Consider the following 20807-nt stretch of genomic DNA (forward strand, 5'->3'; position numbering starts at 1 on the left):
CGGCGCTCACCAGTGGTTCCCTCATCAGGTCGCTGAGACGCACATCACAACGACGACAGTCAGCCACCGCCCGCCACCCACAAGGTCGACGGGAAACAACCAAGGAGCAATACATGCCCGGAGTCGGCATATGGCGCACCAAATCCGTCGAGCAATCGATCGCGGACACCGACGAGCCTGAGACAAAGCTCAAGAAGGAACTGACCGCGAAGGACCTCACGGTATTCGGAGTCGCCGTCGTCATCGGCGCAGGCATCTTCACGCTGACTGCTCGAACCGCAGGCAATGTCGCAGGACCCTCGATTTCACTGGCATTCGTTCTCGCTGCGATCGCCTGTGGCCTTGCCGCGCTGTGTTATGCGGAGTTCGCCTCCACCGTTCCAGTCGCAGGCAGCGCATACACGTTCTCCTACGCGACGTTCGGTGAGTTCGCAGCCTGGATCATCGGCTGGGACCTCATCCTCGAGTTTGCTCTCGCCTCCGCCGTCGTCGGCAAGGGTTGGTCGCTGTACCTCGGCAACGTCATCGGGGCGAGCGGCAGCACCACCGCCCACATCGGGTCGATCAGCTTCGACTGGGGCGCACTGCTCATCATCGGCGCGATCACCCTGATTCTCGCGATCGGCACCAAGGTTTCCTCGCGAGTCTCCGCGATCATTACCGCGATCAAGATCGCAGTAGTCCTGCTCGTCATCGTCGTGGGCGCGTTCTACATCAAGAAGGAGAACTACTCTCCCTTCATCCCGCCGTCCGAAGGATCCGAGAGCTCTGCAAGCGGAATCCATCAGACCTTGTTCTCCTGGCTGACCGGTGCAGGCGGAAGTAGCTACGGCGCCTACGGATTGCTCGCCGCAGCCAGCCTCGTGTTCTTTGCCTTCATCGGCTTCGATGTCGTCGCCACCACGGCCGAGGAAACCAAGAACCCGCAGAAGTCGTTGCCACGCGGAATCTTCGGCTCGCTCGCCATCGTCACCGTTCTCTACGTTGCCGTCACACTCGTCCTGACCGGCATGGTCAAGTACACCGAACTCAAGGACGGCAGTCCTCTGGTCGGCGATTCCAGCGCCACCCTCGCAACCGCATTCGAGGCCAACGGAATCGGTTGGGCACAAACCGCCATCAACTTCGGTGGCCTGGCCGGCCTCACGACAGTTGTCATGGTCATGATGCTCGGCCAGACCCGCGTCCTCTTCGCAATGTCCCGTGACGGCCTCATGCCGCGCAGCCTGGCCAAGACCAACGCCAAGGGCATCCCGATGCGCATCACGTTGATCGTCGGTGGCATCGTCGCCGTCCTGGCAGCCTTCTTCCCGATGGGCACGCTCGAAGAGATGGTCAACATCGGAACGCTGTTCGCATTCGTCCTGGTTTGTGTCGGTGTCATCGTCCTACGCCGCACCCGCCCCGACCTGCCGCGCGGATTCCGCGTCCCACTGGTGCCCTTCGTGCCGATCGTCGCCGTGCTCGCCTGCGGTTGGCTGATGCTCAACCTCTCGGTCGAGACCTGGATCCGGTTCCTCGTCTGGATGGCCATCGGTGTGCTCGTGTACTTCGCCTACGGTCACCGCAAGTCGGTCCTCGGTCGCAAGCTCAAGGACGGAACAGCCATCCCGTCCGCGAACGCCGACCCGGTACTCGTCAAGGACTGATCCTTCACAGACGAACCGCCGCTCTCCGATTCGGAGAGCGGCGGTTCGTTTGTTCGACGGCGCGAGTTTCAGATGAGCGGATTGGCACCGTTCAGGAAGATCCAAGTGCAGACGCCGGCAGCGATGCCGAGGATCAAGACCACGAGCGATCCGACGAACGGGCGGGTTGCCCAGCCACGACGACCGTCGAGCGAAATACGGCCGGGACCCGTCAAAATGATGACGCCCGCACAGATTCCGAGCAGCATTTCGTACTCGGTACCGGCCGGGGCGAAGTACTCCAGTCCAGGTGCGCTCGCCTGACGCAGCGCCCACGCATTGATCATCACGGCCAGAACCGATGCTGCCGCAACGGGAGTCAGCAACCCCAGGAGCAGGAGGGCGCCACCTGCGACCTCACCGACGGCGCCGAGGATCGCCATCCACTTCGCCTGCTGGAACCCGGCATCCGCCAGCATCGTCTCGAAACCGCCCAGACCCGGCCCGTTCCAGATACCGGTCAACTTCTGCAGACCGTGCACCAGTGCTGTTCCGCCGACGGCCAAACGCAGTGCAAGCAAACCGAGGTCGAGAGTGCCTCGGCCCCGCGGAGTCTCGGTGGTCCCTGCCACGGCTTCGGCGGTGGGGACGGCGGTGATCGGAGCGTCGTACGCCGTTTCTCGCTCGAGAGCCACTGTCGGCTGATCCGCGCCCGGCGCTCGGTATGTCGGTATCTGTTCGGTCAGCGAGTTGGCGTTCGTGGAACCGAAATCGAGATCGTCGTCGGTCCGCGGCAACGGATTCTTGACGCTCACCGTCGGAAATTGTTCGGTGGGCGAGTCATACGGACTGGACACGTTGCCCGTCGGCTTGTCCGCATCCGACAACTCGCTGGGATCTTTTCGCTCGTCAGTCACGTAGGTGAGCCTATGGCCGATTCACGAACTCGACGGGGAACCTTGGTCCGGCGTGGCGGCATCTGCCGTGGGTTACGTAACGTCTTGGGCATGACTACGGGTAGGCATGCAGCGCTGGGCGCACTGGCTCTGGTGCTCGGGACATCGTTGCTCGCAGGTTGCGCGGACTTCGACGAATCGACTGCCTCGCCGTTCACACCCGAACCGACCAACCAGGCAAGCGCCGAAGTGCAGCCGGAGAACCCACCGCCGTCGACCACGCCGCCGGCGCCGCGGACCGGCCCCCTCGGGCCGTGTCAGGACGCCGACACCGCCGTGATCGCAACCTGTCTCGACACCACCGGCGGCCTCGTCACACTCCCGGACGGAAACTCCGGACTGGTGGCCGAACGGCGAACCGGCCGAATCATGCAGGTAGCCCCCAACACGACACCGGTCGAGGTTGCCAAAATCGACGTCGACGGCAGCGGCGACGGCGGACTGCTCGACATCGCCCTCTCCCCCACATTTGTCGAAGACAACCTGATCTATGCCTACGTCACCACCGGAACCGACAACCGGGTGGTCCGCATTGCTCCCGGTGACACCGCCAAGGAGGTCCTCGGTGGAATCCCACGCGGTGCAAGCGGCAACGGCGGATCACTCGAGTTCGCGGCCCCGGACCAGCTCATGGTCCTGACAGGCGATACCGGCAACCCTGCGGTTGCTCAGGATCCCGGCTCGTTGGCGGGGAAACTGTTGCGAGTCCGATCGTTGACGCCAAACGCTGCGCCGCCTCGCCCGGAAGTTGTTCTGTCCGGAATCGGTAACGGCGGCGGCGTGTGTGTCGATCCAGGCATCGCGACCTGGGTCACCGACCGAACCACTCTCGAAGATCGCCTCCAACGCGTCGGCTCCGACGGCACAGTGACGTCGCCCGCTTGGACCTGGCCCGACCGGCCCGGCGTCGGGGGGTGCATTGCGGCGCAGGGAGTGGTAGCTGTCGCGTTGGGGGCCGGCAAAGCGATCTCCGCATTGGCCGCTGACCCCGGAACGGGAGCGATCACCACCGCGCCGTCGGCAGTGGCGAAAGACACGTACGGCCAACTGGGCGGTTTGGCGCTCGGATCCGACGGTTTGATGTGGGCGAGCACGATCAACAAGACCGCGGGCGAGCCGGGGCCGAACGACGACAAGGTGGTCAAGATCCCGATGCCGAGTGGCAGCGGCGGGATCGACTGAGCCGCGATCGCCGAAGCGCCATGTCTGTTCGGTCACGGATCCCGTGACCGAACATGCACAGATGCGTACTCTTTTGTTAGCGGGGCTAAACACCCCGCATGTGCCAGGAGCGGTTGGCCAACCACGACAAAGGAGTCGGTATGAAGGCAATCCAGTACACGAGAATCGGCGCGGAACCCGAACTCACGGAGATTCCCAAACCCGAGCCCGGTCCAGGTGAAGTGCTCCTGGAAGTCACCGCTGCCGGCGTCTGCCACTCGGACGACTTCATCATGAGCCTGCCCGAAGAGCAGTACACCTACGGCCTTCCGCTCACGCTCGGCCACGAAGGCGCAGGCAAGGTCGCCGCCGTCGGCGAGGGTGTCGAAGGTCTCGACATCGGAACCAATGTCGTCGTCTACGGGCCTTGGGGTTGCGGCAACTGTTGGCACTGCTCACAAGGACTCGAGAACTATTGCTCTCGCGCCCAAGAACTCGGAATCAATCCTCCCGGTCTCGGTGCACCCGGCGCGTTGGCCGAGTTCATGATCGTCGATTCTCCTCGCCACCTTGTCCCGATCGGTGACCTCGACCCGGTCAAGACGGTGCCGCTGACCGACGCCGGTCTGACGCCGTATCACGCGATCAAGCGTTCTCTGCCGAAACTTCGCGGAGGCTCGTTCGCGGTTGTCATTGGTACCGGCGGTCTCGGCCACGTCGCTATTCAGCTCCTCCGTCACCTCTCGGCGGCAACGGTCATCGCTTTGGACGTGAGCGCGGACAAGCTCGAACTGGCAACCAAGGTAGGCGCTCACGAAGTGGTTCTGTCCGACAAGGACGCGGCCGAGAACGTCCGCAAGATCACTGGAAGTCAAGGCGCCGCACTGGTTCTCGACTTCGTCGGCTACCAGCCCACCATCGACACCGCGATGGCTGTCGCCGGCGTCGGATCAGACGTCACGATCGTCGGGATCGGGGACGGCCAGGCCCACGCCAAAGTCGGGTTCTTCCAAAGTCCTTACGAGGCTTCGGTGACAGTTCCGTATTGGGGTGCCCGCAACGAGTTGATCGAATTGATCGACCTCGCCCACGCCGGCATCTTCGACATCGCGGTGGAGACCTTCAGTCTCGACAACGGTGCCGAAGCGTATCGACGACTGGCTGCCGGAACGCTCAGCGGCCGTGCGGTTGTGGTCCCTGGTCTGTAGACCGACAGCGGCAAAACGACAGCGGAAAAACACTGATGCCCGGCCGAATTCGATTCGGCCGGGCATCAGTGTCAGAAATTCAGTGTGCGCTAGCTGCACGCCTCGATGACAAGTTCCTTCACACGAGCCGCGTCTGCCTGTCCTCGGGTGGCCTTCATGACGTCGCCGACGATCTTTCCGGCGGCCTGGACCTTGCCACTGCGGATCTTGTCCGCGATGTCAGGGTTGGCCGCGAGTGCTTCGTCGACGGCTGCCTTGAGCTTGGTTTCGTCACGTTCGACGACCAGCTCCGGGTGGGCCGCGACAACCTGCTCCGGGTCACCCTCGCCGTCGAGGACGTGATCGACGACCTGGCGAGCGACCTTGTTGTTGAGCTTGCCGCTGTCGATGAGAGCTACGACCTGCGCAACCTGCGCCGGGGTGATCGGCAGAGCGCCGAGTTCGACGCCGCGGGTGTTGGCCTGCTGCGACAGGTAGGACAGCCACCAGGAGCGCGCTGCCTCGGGCGAAGCACCGGCCTCGGTGGTCGCAATCACCAGATCGATGGCGCCGGCGTTGACGAGGTCACGCATGACCTCGTCGGAGATTCCCCAGTCCTTCTGGATCCGCGCGCGGCGAATCCAGGGAAGCTCCGGCAAGGTGCCGCGCAGTTCTTCGACCCACTCGGCGCTCGGAGCAACAGGCTCGAGATCCGGTTCCGGGAAGTAGCGGTAATCCTCGGCCGTTTCCTTGCGGCGTCCGGCGGCCGTGGTGCCGTCGGCTTCCTGGAAGTGGCGGGTCTCCTGGATGACCTCGCCGCCGGCGTCGAGAACTGCTGCCTGACGGCGCATTTCGTAGCGAACTGCGACCTCGACGCTCTTGAGGGAGTTGACGTTCTTGGTCTCGGTACGCGTTCCGAGTTCCTTGGCGCCGATCGGCATCAGCGAGATGTTGGCGTCGCAGCGCATCGATCCCTGATCCATCCGCACGTCCGAGACGTCGAGTGATTTGAGCAGATCACGAAGCGCAGTCACGTAGGCGCGGGCAACCTCGGGTGCGCGCTCACCGGCACCGTGGATGGTCTTGGTGACGATCTCCACCAGCGGCACACCCGCACGGTTGTAGTCGAGCAGTGAGTGGCTCGCACCGTGGATACGGCCGGTAGCGCCACCGACGTGGAGGGACTTACCGGTGTCCTCCTCCATGTGTGCGCGCTCGATGTCGACACGCCACGTCGTCCCGTCGTCGAGGATCACGTCGAGGTATCCCTCGGTTGCGATCGGCTCGTCGTACTGGGAAATCTGGTAGTTCTTCGGCTGATCCGGGTAGAAGTAGTTCTTGCGTGCGAATCGGCCCCAAGGCGTGATGGAGCAGTTGAGCGCAAGGCCGATCCGGATCGCGGACTCGACAGCGGCGGCGTTCACCACTGGCAACGAACCGGGCATGCCCAGACAGACCGGGCACACCTGGGTATTGGGTTCGGCACCGAACTCGGTGGGGCACGGGCAGAACATCTTGGTCGCGGTGCCGAGTTCTACGTGCACCTCCATACCCATCACAGGCTCGTACTTGGTCAGTACTTCGTCGTAATCGAGGATGTCGGGCGCATCGACAGCAGTCATGGTGATCAGTTTATGCGTCTGCGGCTCAGCCGAAGAATGCGGCTGCCTCCTCGTAGCGCTCCTTGGGCACCGTCTTGAGTTTGCGGGTCGCCTCGGCGAGCGGAACGAGGTCGATGGACGTTCCGTGCAACGCGACCATCTGACCGAAATCTCCGCGGTGAGCTGCATCGGTGGCATGAACGCCGAAGCGAGTGGCGAGGATGCGGTCGTGCGGCGTCGGGGTGCCACCGCGCTGAATGTGCCCGAGGACGGTGGTGCGAACTTCCTTGCCGATCCGGCGCTCGATCTCGTTTCCGAGCTGCTGCGCGACACCGGTGAAGATCTTGTGGCCGAACTCGTCGATGCCACCTTCGCGCAGAGTCATCGACGCGGGATCGGGCATCGCACCTTCAGCCACGACGCAGATGAAGTGGGAGTCGCCACGCTGGAAGCGCTTCTTGACCATCGCGCACACCTCGTCGACGTCGAACGGCTGTTCCGGAACCAGAGTCAGGTGTGCCCCCGACGCCAGTCCGGCTTGCAGCGCGATCCAGCCCGCGTGCCGGCCCATCACCTCGACGAGCATGACGCGCTGATGCGATTCAGCCGTGGTGTGGAGTCTGTCGATGGCGTCGGTGGCGACAGCCAAGGCGGTGTCGAAACCGAAAGTCACGTCAGTGCAATCGATGTCGTTGTCGATCGTCTTGGGCACACCGATCACGGGTACGCCGCTCTCGGAAAGCCAACTGGCCGCGGTGAGTGTGCCTTCGCCGCCGATCGGGATCAGGACGTCGATCCCGTTGTCGTCGAGGGTCTGCTTGATCTGATCGAGGCCCGCACGGAGTTTGTCGGGGTTCACGCGAGCGGTGCCGAGGATCGTGCCGCCGCGGGTGAGGATGCGGTTGATGCGGTCATCGGAGTCGAGCGGGACCTTGCGGTCCTCGAGCAATCCTCGCCAGCCGTCCCGGAATCCAACCACGGTACTGCCGTAACGACCGGCCGACGTACGTACGACGGCGCGGATGACCGCGTTCAAGCCCGGGCAGTCGCCGCCGCCCGTGAGGATTCCGATTCGCATAGTGCAGCACCTCTCGTGACCGGATTGTGGATCTTGGTGTCCATCTTCCCCCAGTCACCGTATTGCCGCAGGATAGCGGCGTTGCCGAGCCGCAACGCCGCGCCGCACGGGACCCCTAACCCGGCGTGACGAGCCCGCTTTCGTACGCCAACACGACTGCCTGGGCGCGATCGCGCAGATCGAGCTTGGACAGCACCTTCCCGACATGGGTCTTGACGGTCTGCTCGGCGACGAACAGCCGCTCGGCAATCTCGACGTTGGACAATCCGCGGGCGATCAGTTCGAGGACCTCGCGCTCACGCGGGGTCAGCGCATCGAGCGCTGCGGGCCGTGCGCGCGGTGCGGCCCGCCGGCTGGTCACATCGGCAATCAGGCGACGCGTCACCGTCGGCGCCAGCAAGGCCTGCCCTTCGGCGACGACGCGTACCGCCCGAATCAGTTCCTCAGCCGGTGCGTCCTTGAGCATGAACCCGCTCGCTCCGACGCTCAGGGCCTCGTAGACGTAGTCGTCGATGTCGAAAGTGGTGAGCATGAGGACTCGCACCGGCGGTTCCCATCCTGCGGACAGAATCTGGCGGGCAGCGTCGAGTCCGTTCATCTCGGGCATGCGAACATCCATCAACACCACGTCCGGACGCAATCGCGCGACCTCGGCGACGGCGATCTTGCCGTCCGGCGCATCGCCGATCACGCTGATGTCTGGCTGGGCGGAGAGTAGGGCTCCGAACCCTTGTCGAACCATCGCCTGGTCGTCTGCGATGAATACTGTGATGGGCACTCGGACAGCCTAGGCGGGCATCGACGGCAACTCGGCCCGGACCTCGAACCCTCCGTCCTCGCGCCGGTTTGCCAACAGCATGCCGCCCACCGCCGAAGCCCGCTCACGCATTCCGCGTATTCCATTGCCACCAGTGGTTTCCGACGCCGAGTGCTGATTGCCACCCAATGGCGAAGGCCCGTTGTTCACGAGCGCGCTCACCGATTGCGGGCCGAACGCCACGGCGACCTCGATGGGTCCGCCTGGTGAATGCCTGGCCGCATTGGTAATCGACTCCTGAATGATCCGGTAGAGCGCAAGGCCCGTGGATTCCGAGACCGACGCTCGATCTCCGTCGACTCGCCACGACACCGGAAGTCCCGCACGGGTACTGCCGAGCAGCAGTTCGTCCAACTGATCGACGCCCGGTTGCGGGGCCGTCACCACGGAGTCACCGTCGCTGCGCAGCACTCCGAGGAGACCACGAATCTCGTTGAGCGCTGCTCGCCCTGTCTCACTTATCGATTCGAATTCGGTCCGGATCTCGGGAGTGACCGCATCGAGTCGGTACGGCGCACTCTGCGCTTGCACGACCACCATCGACATGTGGTGGGCCACGATGTCGTGCAAGTCCCGGGCGATCCGCGCCTTCTCCTCGAGGATCGTGCGCCGTGTGCGTTCGAGTTCACTGACTTCCTCCTGCTTGGCCAACTGACGGCGCGAGAGAACCAACCAGCGGATCAGCAGGCAGAAGACCACCAGGGCGCTCAGCCCGACGGCCCAACCGGCTCCGTCGCTTCCCGGAGCGTTGCCGAGGAAAAGCAGCACCGTGGCGATCCAGGCGACGCCGACAACCTGAATGGGCGCCCGCAGACTCACCGCGGCGAGCAACGACATCAGCACGATGATGTGGACGACCTGCCACGGGTAGTCGTAACCAGTCGTGTTGTCGAACACCAACGGGATGATCAGTGCCGACACCGCCGACACCGCCCACCCCAATGGAGCGTTGATCCGGATCAGGACAAACGGAAAGGCGGCCAACGCGGCGACGAACGGCATGATCGGTGGCGAAACATGATGCGTCAGTTGCAGTGTCGGCCAGGCAATCGAATAGAGGATCAGAGTGATCACTACGATGACGATGTTCCAGAACTGACCGCGGGCCACGAAACTGGTTGCCCGGCGCACCTTCTCCGAATGTACGACCGCCCCGTCGAGGCCGGACAGCACCGACCCGGCAGTGGTGTATGTCGGCGCGGGCACACCCGGTGCGCCTCTGTTCTTCCTTCGGACCTTGATCACCCGTCAAGCCTATGAAGGCGAACCCGGAAAGTCCTCATACTGCAGAGTGAGATCCCCCTACCTCCGAGGTATCACAGGGGAGGGAATTCTCACCCGATCGCACGTCGGAGAACCCCTCTCCAGAGCGATGACCGCCAGGATTGTCCGTTCATAGCGTGAACGGCATGCGGATCACACGAGTGAAAGACCTCTCTCGAAGCGCCGGCACCTGGGCTGCCCTGGCGCTTGCGGCAACGGCAGCGATCACCGTCACTGCCGGAGCGAGCGGAGCCGAGCCGCCGCGCACCGAGAATTCGAACGCATCCAGGGCGATCGCCACTGTGACTACCGCGGATGCCTCTGATGCTGCGACCACCATCCCGTCGGATTTCGCCGCATTTGCCGGCTACACGCCTACCGTCGTCGACGGATACCTCGCCAACCCCCACGGCGACTGCTCGTCACCGATTCCGCTTCCCGACGAATTCGACTCGGCCTGCAAAGCACACGATCTCGGGTACGACCTACTCCGCTACGCGCATTCGCACGGAACGGAACTGGGGCCGTGGGCCCGCCAGGTCCTCGACGGTCAGCTCGACGAGCGAATGCATGCGGCCTGTGAAGACCGCACGTCCTTTCTCTCACGTGGGTATTGCTTCGCGATGGCCGATGTCGCCGTCACAGCGGTGAACGGAAACTCTTGGCGCCAAAGCTATCTGACTCCGGTCGCGGAATCGGGGTTCGGTTACGGCACGGCCGGAGTTCTGGCAGTTTCCGCCCTCGGCTTCACCCTGATGCGATCGCGGCGCCTCGATCCGTCGAACGAGTTCTCCTTCTCCCCGAAAGCGATTGCAGCATGAGCGTTCTGAATGCGTCACGGACCCCCGTCCTCGCCCGAGTCGGGGCGCTCGCACTCCCCCGGGTGTCCGCGAGCGTCGCCGTGGCAGCGATGTCCGCCGTCTCACTTGCCCCTGGACTGCTGCCGAGATCAGCCGTACTCCAAGGGGTGTTCAGCGGTCTGCTCGTCGCGATCGGACTACTGGCGATGTGGGCGTTCTCCGCGGTAGCCCGTCGGCTCGTCCCCGACCGGGTCAAGGCCCGATTCGACGAACGTCATTGGCGCATCACCGCGTTCGGGTTGTCGACTGCCGGCACCGCAGTTGCGATGTTCGCCGCCGCCGGTTGGCAGAACTCGCTGCGAGCAGCGATGGGCGCACCGCCTGCCGGGCTGATCCACTGGGTGGAGGCGGGGTGCATTGCCTCGCTGACCGCCCTTGCACTCTGGGGCCTCGGGGTCGGACTTTCGAAGGCGCTGCGGTGGATGGGTTTCGCGCGGAGCGTGGGCGCACTGGTCATGGGAGTCCTCGGCGTGCAGTTGGTCGTCGGTCCCGCCGTCTGGAACGGTCTCGCCGATTCGTTCGACAAGTCCAACGCGTACATCGACACCGCTCTGACACAGCCACTTTCGACCTCCGCGACAGGCAGCTCCGAATCGCTCATCTCGTGGACCTCGATGGGCGCGGAGGGACGCAAGTTCGTTGCTGCAGGCGAAGACTCGGTGCGCGTCTACGCCGGTGTGGATTCCGCACCCGATGCCGCATCGCGTGCCGCTCTCGCCGTGAGTGAGCTCGATCGCGTCGGCGGCTTCGCCCGCAACAGCGTCGTGGTGGCCGTTCCGACCGGCTCGGGCTGGATCGACACCCACGCAGTCGACGGTATCGAGCAACGGTTCGGCGGAGACGTCGCGATAGTCGGACAGCAATACTCCGACGCACCCAGTTGGGCGACATTCCTGTTCAGCCGCGACGACGCCGAAGAATCAGCCACCGCCCTGTTCACAGCTGTCGGAAGCCACATTGCCGCGATGCCTGCCGAAGAGCGACCGGACCTGTTCCTCTACGGACAGAGCCTCGGCGCCGTCGGCGGCAGCGCCGCACTGACCGAGGCTCTGTCCGAGAGCAGTGCCACCGTCCCGTGCGACGTGTTGTGGGCCGGTCCCCCGGCCGGCGCGACACGAACGGACGGCGCAACCGTCCTCGCGAACACGTCCGACCCGGTGGTGTGGTGGTCCCCCGCCCTCGCGACGCAGAAGCCGGATCTGAGCCGTGCCGTGCAGGACGGCCCGATCCCGCAGTGGATCCCGGGCGTCACGTTCTTGCAGACCACCGTCGACATGCTCGGTTCGCTCGGTGTACCCGCCGGTCACGGCCACCGCTACGGAACCGATCAGGGGACAGCTTTGGGGACTTGCTCCTGAAACTGCTGTGCGCCTTTATTAACCGCGGGGGGTTAATAAAGGCGCACAGCAAACAGGTCAGACTGCAGTTGCAATCGGGCCGCGAGCAGCTTCGTAGGCGGCACCGACACGGTAGAGGCGCTCGTCAGCCATGGCGGGCGCCATGATCTGCAAGCCCACCGGCAGGTTGTCGTCCGCGGACAGACCCGATGGCACCGACATCGCGCAGTGTCCGGCCAGGTTGGTCGGCAGCGTGCACAGGTCGGAGAGGTACATGGCCAACGGATCGCCGACCTTCTCCCCCAACTTCCACGGCGTGAACGGGCTGGTCGGCGAGACCAGTACGTCTACCTTCTCGTAGGCCTTGTCGAAATCGCGTGCGATGAGGGTACGAACCTTGAGCGCCGAACCGTAGTAGGCGTCGTAGTAGCCCGAGGACAGTGCGTAGGTACCGATCATGATGCGGCGCTTGACCTCCGGGCCGAAACCGGCGGCGCGGGTTGCCGCCATGACCTGGTCGGCACTCATGTTGCCTTCGTCGACGCGCAGTCCGTAGCGCATGGCGTCGAAGCGGGCCAGGTTGGACGAGACCTCACTGGGCAGCACCAGGTAGTACGACGCGAGCGCGTGCTCGAAGCTCGGGCACGAAACCTCGACAACTTCGGCGCCCAAAGCCTTGAGTTGCTCGACAGCAGCGTCGAAGGAAGCGATGACGCCGGGCTGGTAGCTGTCGGAGTGAAGTTCCTTGACCACACCGACCTTGACGCCGCGCAGGTCCCCGGCTGCACCCTCACGTGCCGCAGCGACCACCGGACGCACGGGGGCGTCGATGGACGTGGAGTCACGCGGATCGTGTCCGGCGATGACCTCGTGCAGCAGAGCGGTGTCGAGCACGGTGCGACCACAGGGGCCACCCTGATCGAGCGAGGAGGCGCACGCGACGAGCCCGAAGCGCGAGACAGTTCCGTACGTCGGCTTGGTTCCGACCGTCGCGGTGACCGCAGCGGGCTGACGGATCGAACCGCCGGTGTCGGTGCCGATGGCCAACGGGGCCTGACGGGACGCGAGCGCTGCAGCGCTACCACCACCGGATCCGCCGGGGATGCGGGTGACATCCCACGGGTTACGCGTCGGACCGAATGCGGAGTTCTCCGTGGAGGAGCCCATCGCAAATTCGTCGAGGTTCGTCTTGCCGAGGATCGGGATGCCCGCAGCGCGAAGCTTGCTCGTCAGGGTCGCGTCGTACGGCGAAACCCAGCCTTCGAGAATCTTCGACGCACAGGTGGTCGGCATGTCCGTCGTGGTGAAGATGTCCTTCAACGCAATCGGAACTCCGGCGAGTGCCGAAGCGGGTTCGTTTCCGCCTGCGAGCGAGTTGTCCACTGCTGCGGCGGCTTCGAGAGCCTGTTCACCGGCAACGTGCAGGAAGGCGTGGTACTCGGTGTCGACGGCAGCGATGCGGTCGAGATGCGCCTGCGTGACCTCTACCGAGGACACCTCACGCGAGTGGATCTTGCCGGCCAGCTCAGCGGCGTCCAGCGTGGTCAGATCGGTCATTCGCCCTCTCCAAGGATCTGCGGAACCGCAAAGCGATCCTGTTCGACTGCGGGTGCTCCGGACAATGCCTGCTCGGGGGTCAACCCGGGCACGATCACGTCGGGGCGCGTCACGTTGGTGACGGCATTGGGGTTCGCCATGGGCGGGACGTCGTCGGCCGCAACCTCGGTGACCACCTTGACGTGGTTGAGAATCGAATCCAACTGACCGGCGAACTCGTCGAGTTCGGCATCGGACAGGGCGAGTCTGGACAGCCGCGCGAGGTGCGCGACCTCGTCACGGGAGATGGCAGGCACCGCGGGGCCCCTTTCGGAAGAGGACGTGAACATTGCCGGTCCAGCCTAGTTCCTCGCCGCGACAGACCTGTAAGCACGCCTGCTGTGTCGACCGGTACGCACGCCTACTGTGTCCACCGCCACGTCGAATCCACCTCGTGTTTCGCTCGTGTGACAAGCATGTGCACCCGGTGTGACCCCGCCGCGGCGCCCACCAACGCGTGCTGAGCAAGTGCAAAGATGGGTGTGGCCCGGGTCGACGTGATCCGGGCGAGAACCGATCAGCGAAAGGCACGCACGTGTCGTACCTGCTTCGCGTCCAACTGCCCGACCGACCCGGCAGCCTCGGCGCGCTCGCCGTAGCTCTCGGATCCGTGGGCGCAGACATCCTCTCCCTCGACGTCGTGGAGCGAGGCGACGGTTTTGCCATCGACGACCTCGTGGTCGACGTCGAACCGGGCGCACTGCCCGACACCTTGATCACCGCTGCCGAGCATCTGCCCGACGTGCTGGTCGATTCGATCCGCCCCTACGCCGGGATTCTCGACACCCATCGTGAGCTCGAACTCATCGATTCCGTTGCGACAGCCCGAAACGATCGACTACAGGTCCTCGTCGACGGCGCGCCGCGTGTACTGCGAGTCGGCTGGTGCGTCGTCGCGGACATCGGCAAGCACGGTGCGTACCGCGTCGTCGGTAGCGCCGGCGCGCCGGAAACCCATGCCACCGACATTCCGTGGATGCCACTGGACAAGCCCACCGCCCTCGACGGCGAGGCCGACTGGGTTCCGGACGTCTGGCGAGAGATGAACACCAGCCTCGCTGCCGCACCGCTCGGCTCCGGCAATCGCGTCCTCATGCTCGGTCGTCCCGGAGGACCCGAATTTCGCCCTTCGGAGATAGCCCGCCTCGGCTATCTCGCCGGAATCGTCGCGACAGTGCTGGGCTGACCAGGCTGGGTAATCAGGCCAGACCGCGAACCATGACCGTCAGCTCCATACCGCGAATCGGCTCCCACGCGCGCTCGGGATCGGGGACGAACCCGTTGCGGTCGTAGATGCGACGAGCATCGACCATCTCGGGCTGCGTCGAGATGACCACCGAGTGATCGCCTCGGTCGTAGGCTTCGGCGATCACTGCGCGAACCAATGCGGTTCCGGCGCCCGATCCCCGAGCCTGCGGCGAGACCGCGAGCATGCGGAACTCGAGTTCGCCCTTCTGCGCAACATCCGCGAAGGGCGTGCCGGGTTCGGCGATCGTCAAAGAACCCACGACCTCTTCGCCGAGAACGGCAACCAGCACCCGCCCCTGCTCCACCCGAGTTGCGGTGTCTCGCAGGCGCTCCGCGTACGGCGATCCGCCGGCGACAAATCCGCCACCCACGTACGACTGCACAGTCAGTTCCCCGACGGTCTCGAACTCAGCCGGTAGAACTTCACGAATCTCGATCATGGCGTCACTATCGCACCCAGCACACCAATCTCAGAAATCGGACAAAGTCACTCTGATTCGTCCAAATCGGTGGGAGCAACCGCATCCGGGCCATCTTCGAGCAACCGCCGGAAGCCGTCTTCGTCGAGCACCGGCACACCCAATTCGACTGCCTTGTCATGCTTGGAACCGGGCGCTTCACCGACGACGACAAACGCAGTCTTCTTCGAGACCGACCCAGCCGCCTTACCGCCGCGCACCAAAATCGCTTCCTTCGCCTGATCTCGCGAGTACGTCTCGAGCGAACCGGTGACGACGATCGAGAGACCCTCGAGATTGCGCGGAATCGAGTCGTCTCGCTCGTCCTCCATACGCACTCCGGCCGAAGCCCACTTGTCGACGATCTGCTGGTGCCAGTCGACGGAGAACCACTCCACGACAGCGGCGGCGATTGTGGATCCGACACCGTCGACTGCAGCCAACTCGTCGACCGACGCTTCCCGAATACGTTGCAGCGAACCGAATTCGCCGGCCAACGCCCTCGCGGCAGTGGGGCCGACGTGCCGAATCGACAGTGCCACAAGCACTCTCCACAGCGGCTTGTCCTTGGCCGAATCCAGGTTGGCCAGCAAGCGTTTTCCGTTGGCAGACAGTGCTCCCGCATTGGTGCGGAAGATGGGAACCTCGATCAGTTTCTCGGCGTCGAGTGAAAAGAGATCGCCCTCGTCACCGATGACCTTCGCCTCCAGCAGCCCGGTCGCGGCCTCGTAACCGAGCACCTCGATGTCGAATGCTCCGCGCCCCGAGACGTGGAACACGCGCTCGCGCAACTGCGCCGGGCAGTACTGCTGATTAGGGCATCGCACGTCGACGTCGCCCTCTTTCGCGGGTGCCAACAACGTGCCGCACTCGGGGCAATGCGTCGGCATGACGAACTCGCGCTCGGTACCGTCACGCACGTCTGCCACGGGTCCGAGGACCTCGGGAATCACATCTCCGGCCTTACGCAACACCACGGTGTCGCCGATCAGCACACCCTTGCGCTTGACCTCGGATCCGTTGTGCAGCGTGGCCAAGGACACAGTGGAACCCGCTACCGTGACGGGTTCCATGTACGCGAACGGCGTCACGCGACCCGTGCGGCCGACACTGACCCGGATGTCGAGGAGCTTGGTCGTGACCTCTTCCGGCGGGTACTTGTATGCGATCGCCCACCGCGGTGCGCGAGACGTGGTGCCCAGACGTCGATGCAACGACATCTCGTCGACCTTGACCACCAACCCGTCGATCTCGTGCTCGACGTCGTGGCGATGTTCTCCCCAGTACTTCATCTTTTCGACCACGGCGTCGTCGCCGACCACCCGCGAGGTGTGCGTGGACACCGGCAGCCCCCAGGCGGAGAGGGCCACGTAGGCGTCGTACTGCGAAGCCGGCTCGAAACCTTCCATGCGCCCGAACCCGTGGCAGATCATGCCGAGGCGACGACGCGCGGTGACGGCAGGATTCTTCTGACGCAGGGAGCCCGCCGCAGAGTTGCGCGGATTGGCGAACGGCGCCTTACCCTCCTCCACGAGGGAGGCATTGAGTGCCGCGAAGTCCTCGAGGCGGAAGAACACCTCTCCTCGCACCTCGAGCAAGGTTGGAATCGGGAATTCGTCCGTGGCGGTGAGCCGCTCCGGGATGTCGTTGATCGTCAGGGCATTGAGAGTGACCAACTCGCCCGTACGACCGTCGCCGCGGGTTGCCGCACGCACGAGTTTGCCGTTCTCGTAGACGAGATTGAGCGCGACACCGTCGATTTTCACTTCGCAGAGATAGTGCAGTTCCGGCCCGGTTTCCTGCTCTACCTTGGCGATCCATCCGCGGAGTTCGGACTCGTCGAAGACGTTGTCGAGGCTGAGCATCCGCTCGAGGTGATCGACGGACGTGAAGTCCGTCGCGAATCCGCCGCCGACGAGTTGCGTCGGAGAGTCGGGAGTTCGCAGATCCGGGTACTGCTCTTCGAGAGCATTGAGCTGCCCGAGCAATGTGTCGAATGCACCGTCCGAAATGACGGGCGCGTCACGAACGTAGTAGCGGAACTGATGCTGGCGTACCTCTTCGGCCAGCTCCGTCCACTGCTCGCGCGCCTCGTTGGGCGCTGGCTGCATTGCATCCGCGGTATCAGTCACAGCTAGAAGATTATCGGTTCACACCGACACACCACACGACTCCACGTCAGAACGCAACACATCAGAACGCAACACATCAGAACGCCGACGGATCGTCCACCAATGCCTTGCCGACGTCTGTGCACAGCCGAAGGGCGGCTCGACTCCACTCGAGGCTCGCACCCGCAAGACCACAGCTTGGGGTTACCGCGACCTGGTTCTGCAGGAGTTCACGCGAGAATCCGAGACGATCGATCAGGGTGACGGCGGGCATCGCGCACTCTTTCCACGTCACCGGCTTTTCCGGCGGGGCGGAAGGAACCAGACCGAGCGCCAATTCCTTGCCGGCGTCGAACAACTGGCCGATGCCGTCCAGATCACGTGAGCCGATGAGCGACATGTCGAAGCTCACGCCGAACGCCTGGCTTCGCCTCAGCAGATCCCACGGCATGTCGGCGCCGCAACTGTGGACGATTGTGGGCAATCCGCAACCGCTGATCGTCGAGTCGAGAACGGCGAGCGCCTCGGGTTCCGGCAGAGCCGGAACGCTCTCCATCTTGGTGCGCCCGGGTAGTGAACCGGCCAGCACTGCCGCGATCTGCGGCTCGTCCAATTGGATCACCACTCGGGCACCGGTACGACGAGTGACCTCGGCGGCGTGGCGCGCGAGCCCCTCACCAAGTGATTCGGCGATGTCCCGGAGTGCCCCACGGTCGACGAGAACTCGCGAACCGTTTGCAACCTCGATCTCGGCGCCGAGTGTCAGCGGGCCGGCAGCTTGAAGCTTGATCACGTGGTCTCCGCCGACCAGACGGGCCGATTCCCAGGCTTCCTCGAGTGCGTCGAGATCCTGATTCAGGAAGTCCTCGGCTCGCTTCGCGACGTTGCCCCGCCGAGGCACGACGCGATAGGCGCGGGTCGAGGCGTCGAGGTTGATGTCGACCAGAATCGCGCCTGCTCGGCCGACCATGTCAGCGCCGAGACCGCGGCTCGGCAACTCCACCAGGTGTGGGAAACCGCCCAGTTCACCAAGGATGGTTGCGGCGCTTTCGCGGGCGTCCGTGCCCGGCCAGGATCCGATTCCGGTGACGAGGCCACCGATGGAAACCTGCTGTGTCACAGTGCGTTCGGCTCGGATTCGGTGCCGGAGATGGTGCCACTGCCGAGAACCTGGTCGCCCAGTTCGCTGTCGGGGCGATACAGCACGACGGCCTGGCCCTTCGCGACGCCGGTCAGTGGTTCGCGCAACGAAATGGAGATGCCGCCGCCCGAAGTACCGTCGTCGACGGCCTCGGCGACGGCCTGCGCCAGTCCGCCGTGCGCACGAACCTGCACCATGCACTCGACGGGGCCTTCCGGCGCCTGGCCCGAGGTCCAGATCGCGCGCTGGGCCGAGATGGCCCAGACGTCGAGATTCTTGGCCGAACCGACTCGCACCGTTCCGGTTTCGGGCTCGATCGCGGTCACGTACCGCGGACGGCCGTCACCTGCGGGACCTTCGACGCCGAGCCCCTTGCGCTGTCCGATCGTGAAGCCGTGTACGCCGTCGTGTGCAGCGAGGACCTCACCCGAATCGGCGTCGACGACGCTTCCGGGACGAACGCCGATGCGCGCACCCAGGAATGCTCGGGTATCGCCGGTCGGGATGAAGCAGATGTCATGGCTGTCAGGCTTGTTCGCCACAGCCAGACCGCGCTCGGCGGCTTCCTCGCGGATCTGTTCTTTCGGTGTGTCACCGATCGGGAACATCGCGCGCGAAAGCTGATCAGCCGTCAGCACACCGAGGACATACGACTGATCCTTGTCCGCGTCGACCGCCCGGCGCAGGACGCCGCCTTCGAGGCGCGCGTAGTGACCGGTCGCCACGGCATCGAAGCCGAGAGCGACCGCACGGTCGGCCAGTGCGGTGAACTTGATCTTCTCGTTGCACCGCAGGCACGGATTGGGGGTCTCACCCGCTGCGTACGACGCCACGAAGTCGTCGATCACGTCTTCCTTGAAGCGATCGGCGAAATCCCAGACGTAGAAGGGTATTCCGAGGACGTCGGCAGCGCGCCTGGCGTCGCCGGCATCTTCCTTCGAACAGCATCCACGCGAACCCGTCCGCAATGCACCCGGCGCCGTGGACAGCGCAAGATGAACGCCGACGACGTCATGTCCGGCGGCAACAGCGCGGGCGGCGGCGACAGCGGAGTCGACACCTCCGCTCATGGCTGCGAGTACTCGCATCAGCGATCCCCTCCACGCGAACCGGCACCGGCAAGACCGGCGGCCCGAGCGCGCTCTACTACTTGTGGAAGCGCAGCGATCAGCGCGTCCACATCGGTGACACTCGACGTATGTCCGAGCGAAAATCTCAGTGAGCCACGCGCGACGGGCGATTCGACGCCCATCGCGATCAAGACATGGCTGGCTCTGGCCACACCGGCGGTGCAAGCCGAACCGGTGGAACATTCGATACCGGCTGCGTCGAGCAGCATCAGCAACGAATCGCCCTCGCAGCCGGGGAAGGTGAAGTGCGCGTTACCGGGAAGCCGATCGGATCCGGTCGGGCCGTTGAGCACCGACTCGGGAAGAATCTCCAGGACTCCGTCGATCAAACGGTCACGCAACTGCGCCAATTCCCTTGTGCTGGAATCGAAGTTCTCGACGTTTGCGCGCAGCGCCGCAGCCATCCCGACAACGCCCGCAGTATCCGGAGTGCCCGAACGCAGATCACGTTCGTGTCCGCCGCCGTGAAGGAGCGGCACACACGGAACCTGGCGTCCGAGCAGCAGTGCGCCGACGCCGTGCGGACCACCGAACTTGTGCGCCGCGATGCTCAGCGCGGACAACTTGCTCGCCGCGAAATCGACCGGCAATTGCGCAACGGCCTGAACCGCGTCGCTGTGCATCGGAATCTCGAACTCAGCCGAAATCTCCGCCAACTCCACGATCGGCATGATGGAGCCGACCTCGTTGTTGGCCCACATCACCGTCACGAGTGCTACCTCGTCGGCGTGGACGGAAAGCTCGTCGCGCAAGGTCTGCGGGTCGACGACACCGTTCTCGTCGACCGGCAACCACGTCACGCGCGCGCCCTCGTGCTGCTCGAGCCACTCGACGGCGTCGAGCACCGCATGATGCTCGACGGAGCTGGCCAGGATGCGAGTGCGTCGCGGATCGGCGTCACGGCGAGCCCAGTAGATGCCCTTGACCGCGAGATTGTCGCTCTCGGTTCCGCCGGAGGTGAAGATGACCTCCGAAGGCCGCGCACCCAGGCTGGCAGCGATCGATTCCCGCGACTCCTCGACGCGGCGCCGGGCCGCACGGCCGGAACCGTGCAGCGAGGACGCGTTGCCCACGGTTTTGAAGGTATCGGTCATCGCCTCGATAGCGGCTGCCGACATCGGAGTCGTGGCGGCATGATCGAGGTACACCGGAAATCCGGCGTGGGCACTGTGTGCAGGCAGAGTCATGGCTTGACAAGGATAGCCCAGCACGAGAGTTCGCCCAGCCTCGCTCAG

The 20807-nt window shown here is 64.5% G+C and carries 18 protein-coding genes; 6 read left to right on the top strand and 12 right to left on the bottom strand.

Annotated elements, in window-relative coordinates:
- The first annotated feature begins 113 nt into the window (after positions 1 to 113).
- Positions 114 to 1649 carry an amino acid permease gene (locus AC1DVN_RS23970; RefSeq protein ID WP_019747924.1) on the top strand — a complete coding sequence of 512 codons (1536 nt, stop codon included), beginning with the start codon at positions 114 to 116 and terminating at the stop codon, positions 1647 to 1649.
- 68 nt (positions 1650 to 1717) lie between these two features.
- On the opposite strand, the gene AC1DVN_RS23975 is transcribed toward AC1DVN_RS23970, so the two are convergent.
- Positions 1718 to 2545 (bottom strand): DoxX family protein, encoded by an 828-nt coding sequence (locus AC1DVN_RS23975; RefSeq protein ID WP_438473200.1) that lies wholly within the window; start codon positions 2543 to 2545, stop codon positions 1718 to 1720.
- A gap of 90 nt (positions 2546 to 2635) precedes the next feature.
- Between AC1DVN_RS23975 and AC1DVN_RS23980 the strand changes: the two genes are divergently transcribed.
- Together AC1DVN_RS23980 and AC1DVN_RS23985 are read left to right on the top strand one after the other, a co-directional pair.
- Positions 2636 to 3766, top strand: a complete 1131-nt coding sequence (locus AC1DVN_RS23980) for a PQQ-dependent sugar dehydrogenase (RefSeq protein WP_029255105.1) — start codon at positions 2636 to 2638, stop codon at positions 3764 to 3766.
- Positions 3767 to 3906: 140 nt separating this feature from the next.
- Positions 3907 to 4953: an NAD(P)-dependent alcohol dehydrogenase gene (locus AC1DVN_RS23985; protein WP_019747921.1), complete on the top strand. Its 1047-nt coding sequence runs from the start codon at positions 3907 to 3909 to the stop codon at positions 4951 to 4953.
- An 89-nt stretch (positions 4954 to 5042) separates the two neighbouring features.
- On the opposite strand, the gene gatB is transcribed toward AC1DVN_RS23985, so the two are convergent.
- The 4 genes from gatB to AC1DVN_RS24005 all read right to left on the bottom strand — a co-directional run bounded on the left by gatB (position 5043) and on the right by AC1DVN_RS24005 (position 9673).
- A complete protein-coding gene (gene gatB / locus AC1DVN_RS23990) occupies positions 5043 to 6554 on the bottom strand; it encodes an Asp-tRNA(Asn)/Glu-tRNA(Gln) amidotransferase subunit GatB (RefSeq protein WP_019747920.1) in 1512 nt (503 codons plus the stop codon).
- Positions 6555 to 6579: 25 nt separating this feature from the next.
- Positions 6580 to 7611, bottom strand: coding sequence for an ATP-dependent 6-phosphofructokinase (locus AC1DVN_RS23995; protein WP_019747919.1), 1032 nt, complete (start codon positions 7609 to 7611; stop codon positions 6580 to 6582).
- Between the two features lie 115 nt (positions 7612 to 7726).
- Positions 7727 to 8389 carry a response regulator gene (locus tag AC1DVN_RS24000; RefSeq protein WP_007729374.1) on the bottom strand — a complete coding sequence of 221 codons (663 nt, stop codon included), beginning with the start codon at positions 8387 to 8389 and terminating at the stop codon, positions 7727 to 7729.
- Between the two features lie 9 nt (positions 8390 to 8398).
- On the bottom strand, positions 8399 to 9673 hold the full coding sequence (locus tag AC1DVN_RS24005; RefSeq protein WP_047890156.1) for a sensor histidine kinase: 1275 nt from the start codon (positions 9671 to 9673) through the stop codon (positions 8399 to 8401).
- Positions 9674 to 9837: 164 nt separating this feature from the next.
- Here AC1DVN_RS24005 and AC1DVN_RS24010 point away from each other — a divergent pair, with 164 nt between their 5' ends.
- Both AC1DVN_RS24010 and AC1DVN_RS24015 read left to right on the top strand, forming a co-directional pair.
- Positions 9838 to 10512, top strand: a complete 675-nt coding sequence (locus tag AC1DVN_RS24010; RefSeq protein WP_029255103.1) for a hypothetical protein — start codon at positions 9838 to 9840, stop codon at positions 10510 to 10512.
- Positions 10509 to 11909 (top strand): alpha/beta-hydrolase family protein, encoded by a 1401-nt coding sequence (locus AC1DVN_RS24015; RefSeq protein ID WP_408989210.1) that lies wholly within the window; start codon positions 10509 to 10511, stop codon positions 11907 to 11909. Before AC1DVN_RS24010 ends, AC1DVN_RS24015 begins: the two co-directional genes overlap by 4 nt.
- A gap of 57 nt (positions 11910 to 11966) precedes the next feature.
- Here AC1DVN_RS24015 and gatA read toward each other — a convergent pair whose 3' ends face one another.
- Positions 11967 to 13445 carry an Asp-tRNA(Asn)/Glu-tRNA(Gln) amidotransferase subunit GatA gene (gene gatA / locus AC1DVN_RS24020; protein WP_477994289.1) on the bottom strand — a complete coding sequence of 493 codons (1479 nt, stop codon included), beginning with the start codon at positions 13443 to 13445 and terminating at the stop codon, positions 11967 to 11969.
- Positions 13442 to 13741: an Asp-tRNA(Asn)/Glu-tRNA(Gln) amidotransferase subunit GatC gene (gene gatC / locus AC1DVN_RS24025; RefSeq protein WP_003944747.1), complete on the bottom strand. Its 300-nt coding sequence runs from the start codon at positions 13739 to 13741 to the stop codon at positions 13442 to 13444. Before gatC ends, gatA begins: the two co-directional genes overlap by 4 nt.
- A gap of 278 nt (positions 13742 to 14019) precedes the next feature.
- Here gatC and AC1DVN_RS24030 point away from each other — a divergent pair, with 278 nt between their 5' ends.
- Complete coding sequence (locus tag AC1DVN_RS24030; protein WP_020969299.1) at positions 14020 to 14670, top strand: ACT domain-containing protein; 651 nt, start codon at positions 14020 to 14022, stop codon at positions 14668 to 14670.
- Between the two features lie 13 nt (positions 14671 to 14683).
- Here the strand turns inward: AC1DVN_RS24030 and AC1DVN_RS24035 are convergent, their stop codons facing one another.
- The 5 genes from AC1DVN_RS24035 to AC1DVN_RS24055 form a co-directional block, all read right to left on the bottom strand.
- A complete protein-coding gene (locus AC1DVN_RS24035; protein ID WP_019747912.1) occupies positions 14684 to 15172 on the bottom strand; it encodes a GNAT family N-acetyltransferase in 489 nt (162 codons plus the stop codon).
- Positions 15173 to 15219: 47 nt separating this feature from the next.
- A complete protein-coding gene (ligA, locus tag AC1DVN_RS24040) occupies positions 15220 to 17301 on the bottom strand; it encodes an NAD-dependent DNA ligase LigA (RefSeq protein ID WP_477994317.1) in 2082 nt (693 codons plus the stop codon).
- A gap of 97 nt (positions 17302 to 17398) precedes the next feature.
- Positions 17399 to 18421 (bottom strand): uroporphyrinogen decarboxylase/cobalamine-independent methonine synthase family protein, encoded by a 1023-nt coding sequence (locus tag AC1DVN_RS24045; RefSeq protein WP_021343883.1) that lies wholly within the window; start codon positions 18419 to 18421, stop codon positions 17399 to 17401.
- The gene (mnmA, locus tag AC1DVN_RS24050) at positions 18418 to 19530 is read right to left on the bottom strand and encodes a tRNA 2-thiouridine(34) synthase MnmA (RefSeq protein ID WP_477846044.1); all 1113 of its coding nucleotides are present in this window, start codon (positions 19528 to 19530) and stop codon (positions 18418 to 18420) included. The genes AC1DVN_RS24045 and mnmA overlap by 4 nt, the downstream gene beginning before the upstream one ends.
- Positions 19530 to 20759, bottom strand: a complete 1230-nt coding sequence (locus tag AC1DVN_RS24055) for a cysteine desulfurase family protein (RefSeq protein WP_019747909.1) — start codon at positions 20757 to 20759, stop codon at positions 19530 to 19532. Before AC1DVN_RS24055 ends, mnmA begins: the two co-directional genes overlap by 1 nt.
- Between the last annotated feature and the right edge of the window lie 48 nt (positions 20760 to 20807).

This window comes from Rhodococcus sp. P4_E4, assembly GCF_056401575.1.

Bases quoted from the DNA above. Each gene is read 5' to 3' on its own strand.
- AC1DVN_RS23970 (WP_019747924.1), top strand. From the start codon at position 114: ATGCCCGGAGTCGGCATATGGCGCACCAAATCCGTCGAGCAATCGATC.
- AC1DVN_RS23980 (WP_029255105.1), top strand. From the start codon at position 2,636: ATGACTACGGGTAGGCATGCAGCGCTGGGCGCACTGGCTCTGGTGCTC.
- AC1DVN_RS23985 (WP_019747921.1), top strand. From the start codon at position 3,907: ATGAAGGCAATCCAGTACACGAGAATCGGCGCGGAACCCGAACTCACG.
- gatB (WP_019747920.1), bottom strand. From the start codon at position 6,554: ATGACTGCTGTCGATGCGCCCGACATCCTCGATTACGACGAAGTACTG.
- AC1DVN_RS23995 (WP_019747919.1), bottom strand. From the start codon at position 7,611: ATGCGAATCGGAATCCTCACGGGCGGCGGCGACTGCCCGGGCTTGAAC.
- AC1DVN_RS24010 (WP_029255103.1), top strand. From the start codon at position 9,838: ATGCGGATCACACGAGTGAAAGACCTCTCTCGAAGCGCCGGCACCTGG.
- AC1DVN_RS24015 (WP_408989210.1), top strand. From the start codon at position 10,509: ATGAGCGTTCTGAATGCGTCACGGACCCCCGTCCTCGCCCGAGTCGGG.
- gatA (WP_477994289.1), bottom strand. From the start codon at position 13,445: ATGACCGATCTGACCACGCTGGACGCCGCTGAGCTGGCCGGCAAGATC.
- AC1DVN_RS24035 (WP_019747912.1), bottom strand. From the start codon at position 15,172: ATGATCGAGATTCGTGAAGTTCTACCGGCTGAGTTCGAGACCGTCGGG.
- ligA (WP_477994317.1), bottom strand. From the start codon at position 17,301: ATGCAGCCAGCGCCCAACGAGGCGCGCGAGCAGTGGACGGAGCTGGCC.
- mnmA (WP_477846044.1), bottom strand. From the start codon at position 19,530: ATGCGAGTACTCGCAGCCATGAGCGGAGGTGTCGACTCCGCTGTCGCC.
- AC1DVN_RS24055 (WP_019747909.1), bottom strand. From the start codon at position 20,759: ATGACTCTGCCTGCACACAGTGCCCACGCCGGATTTCCGGTGTACCTC.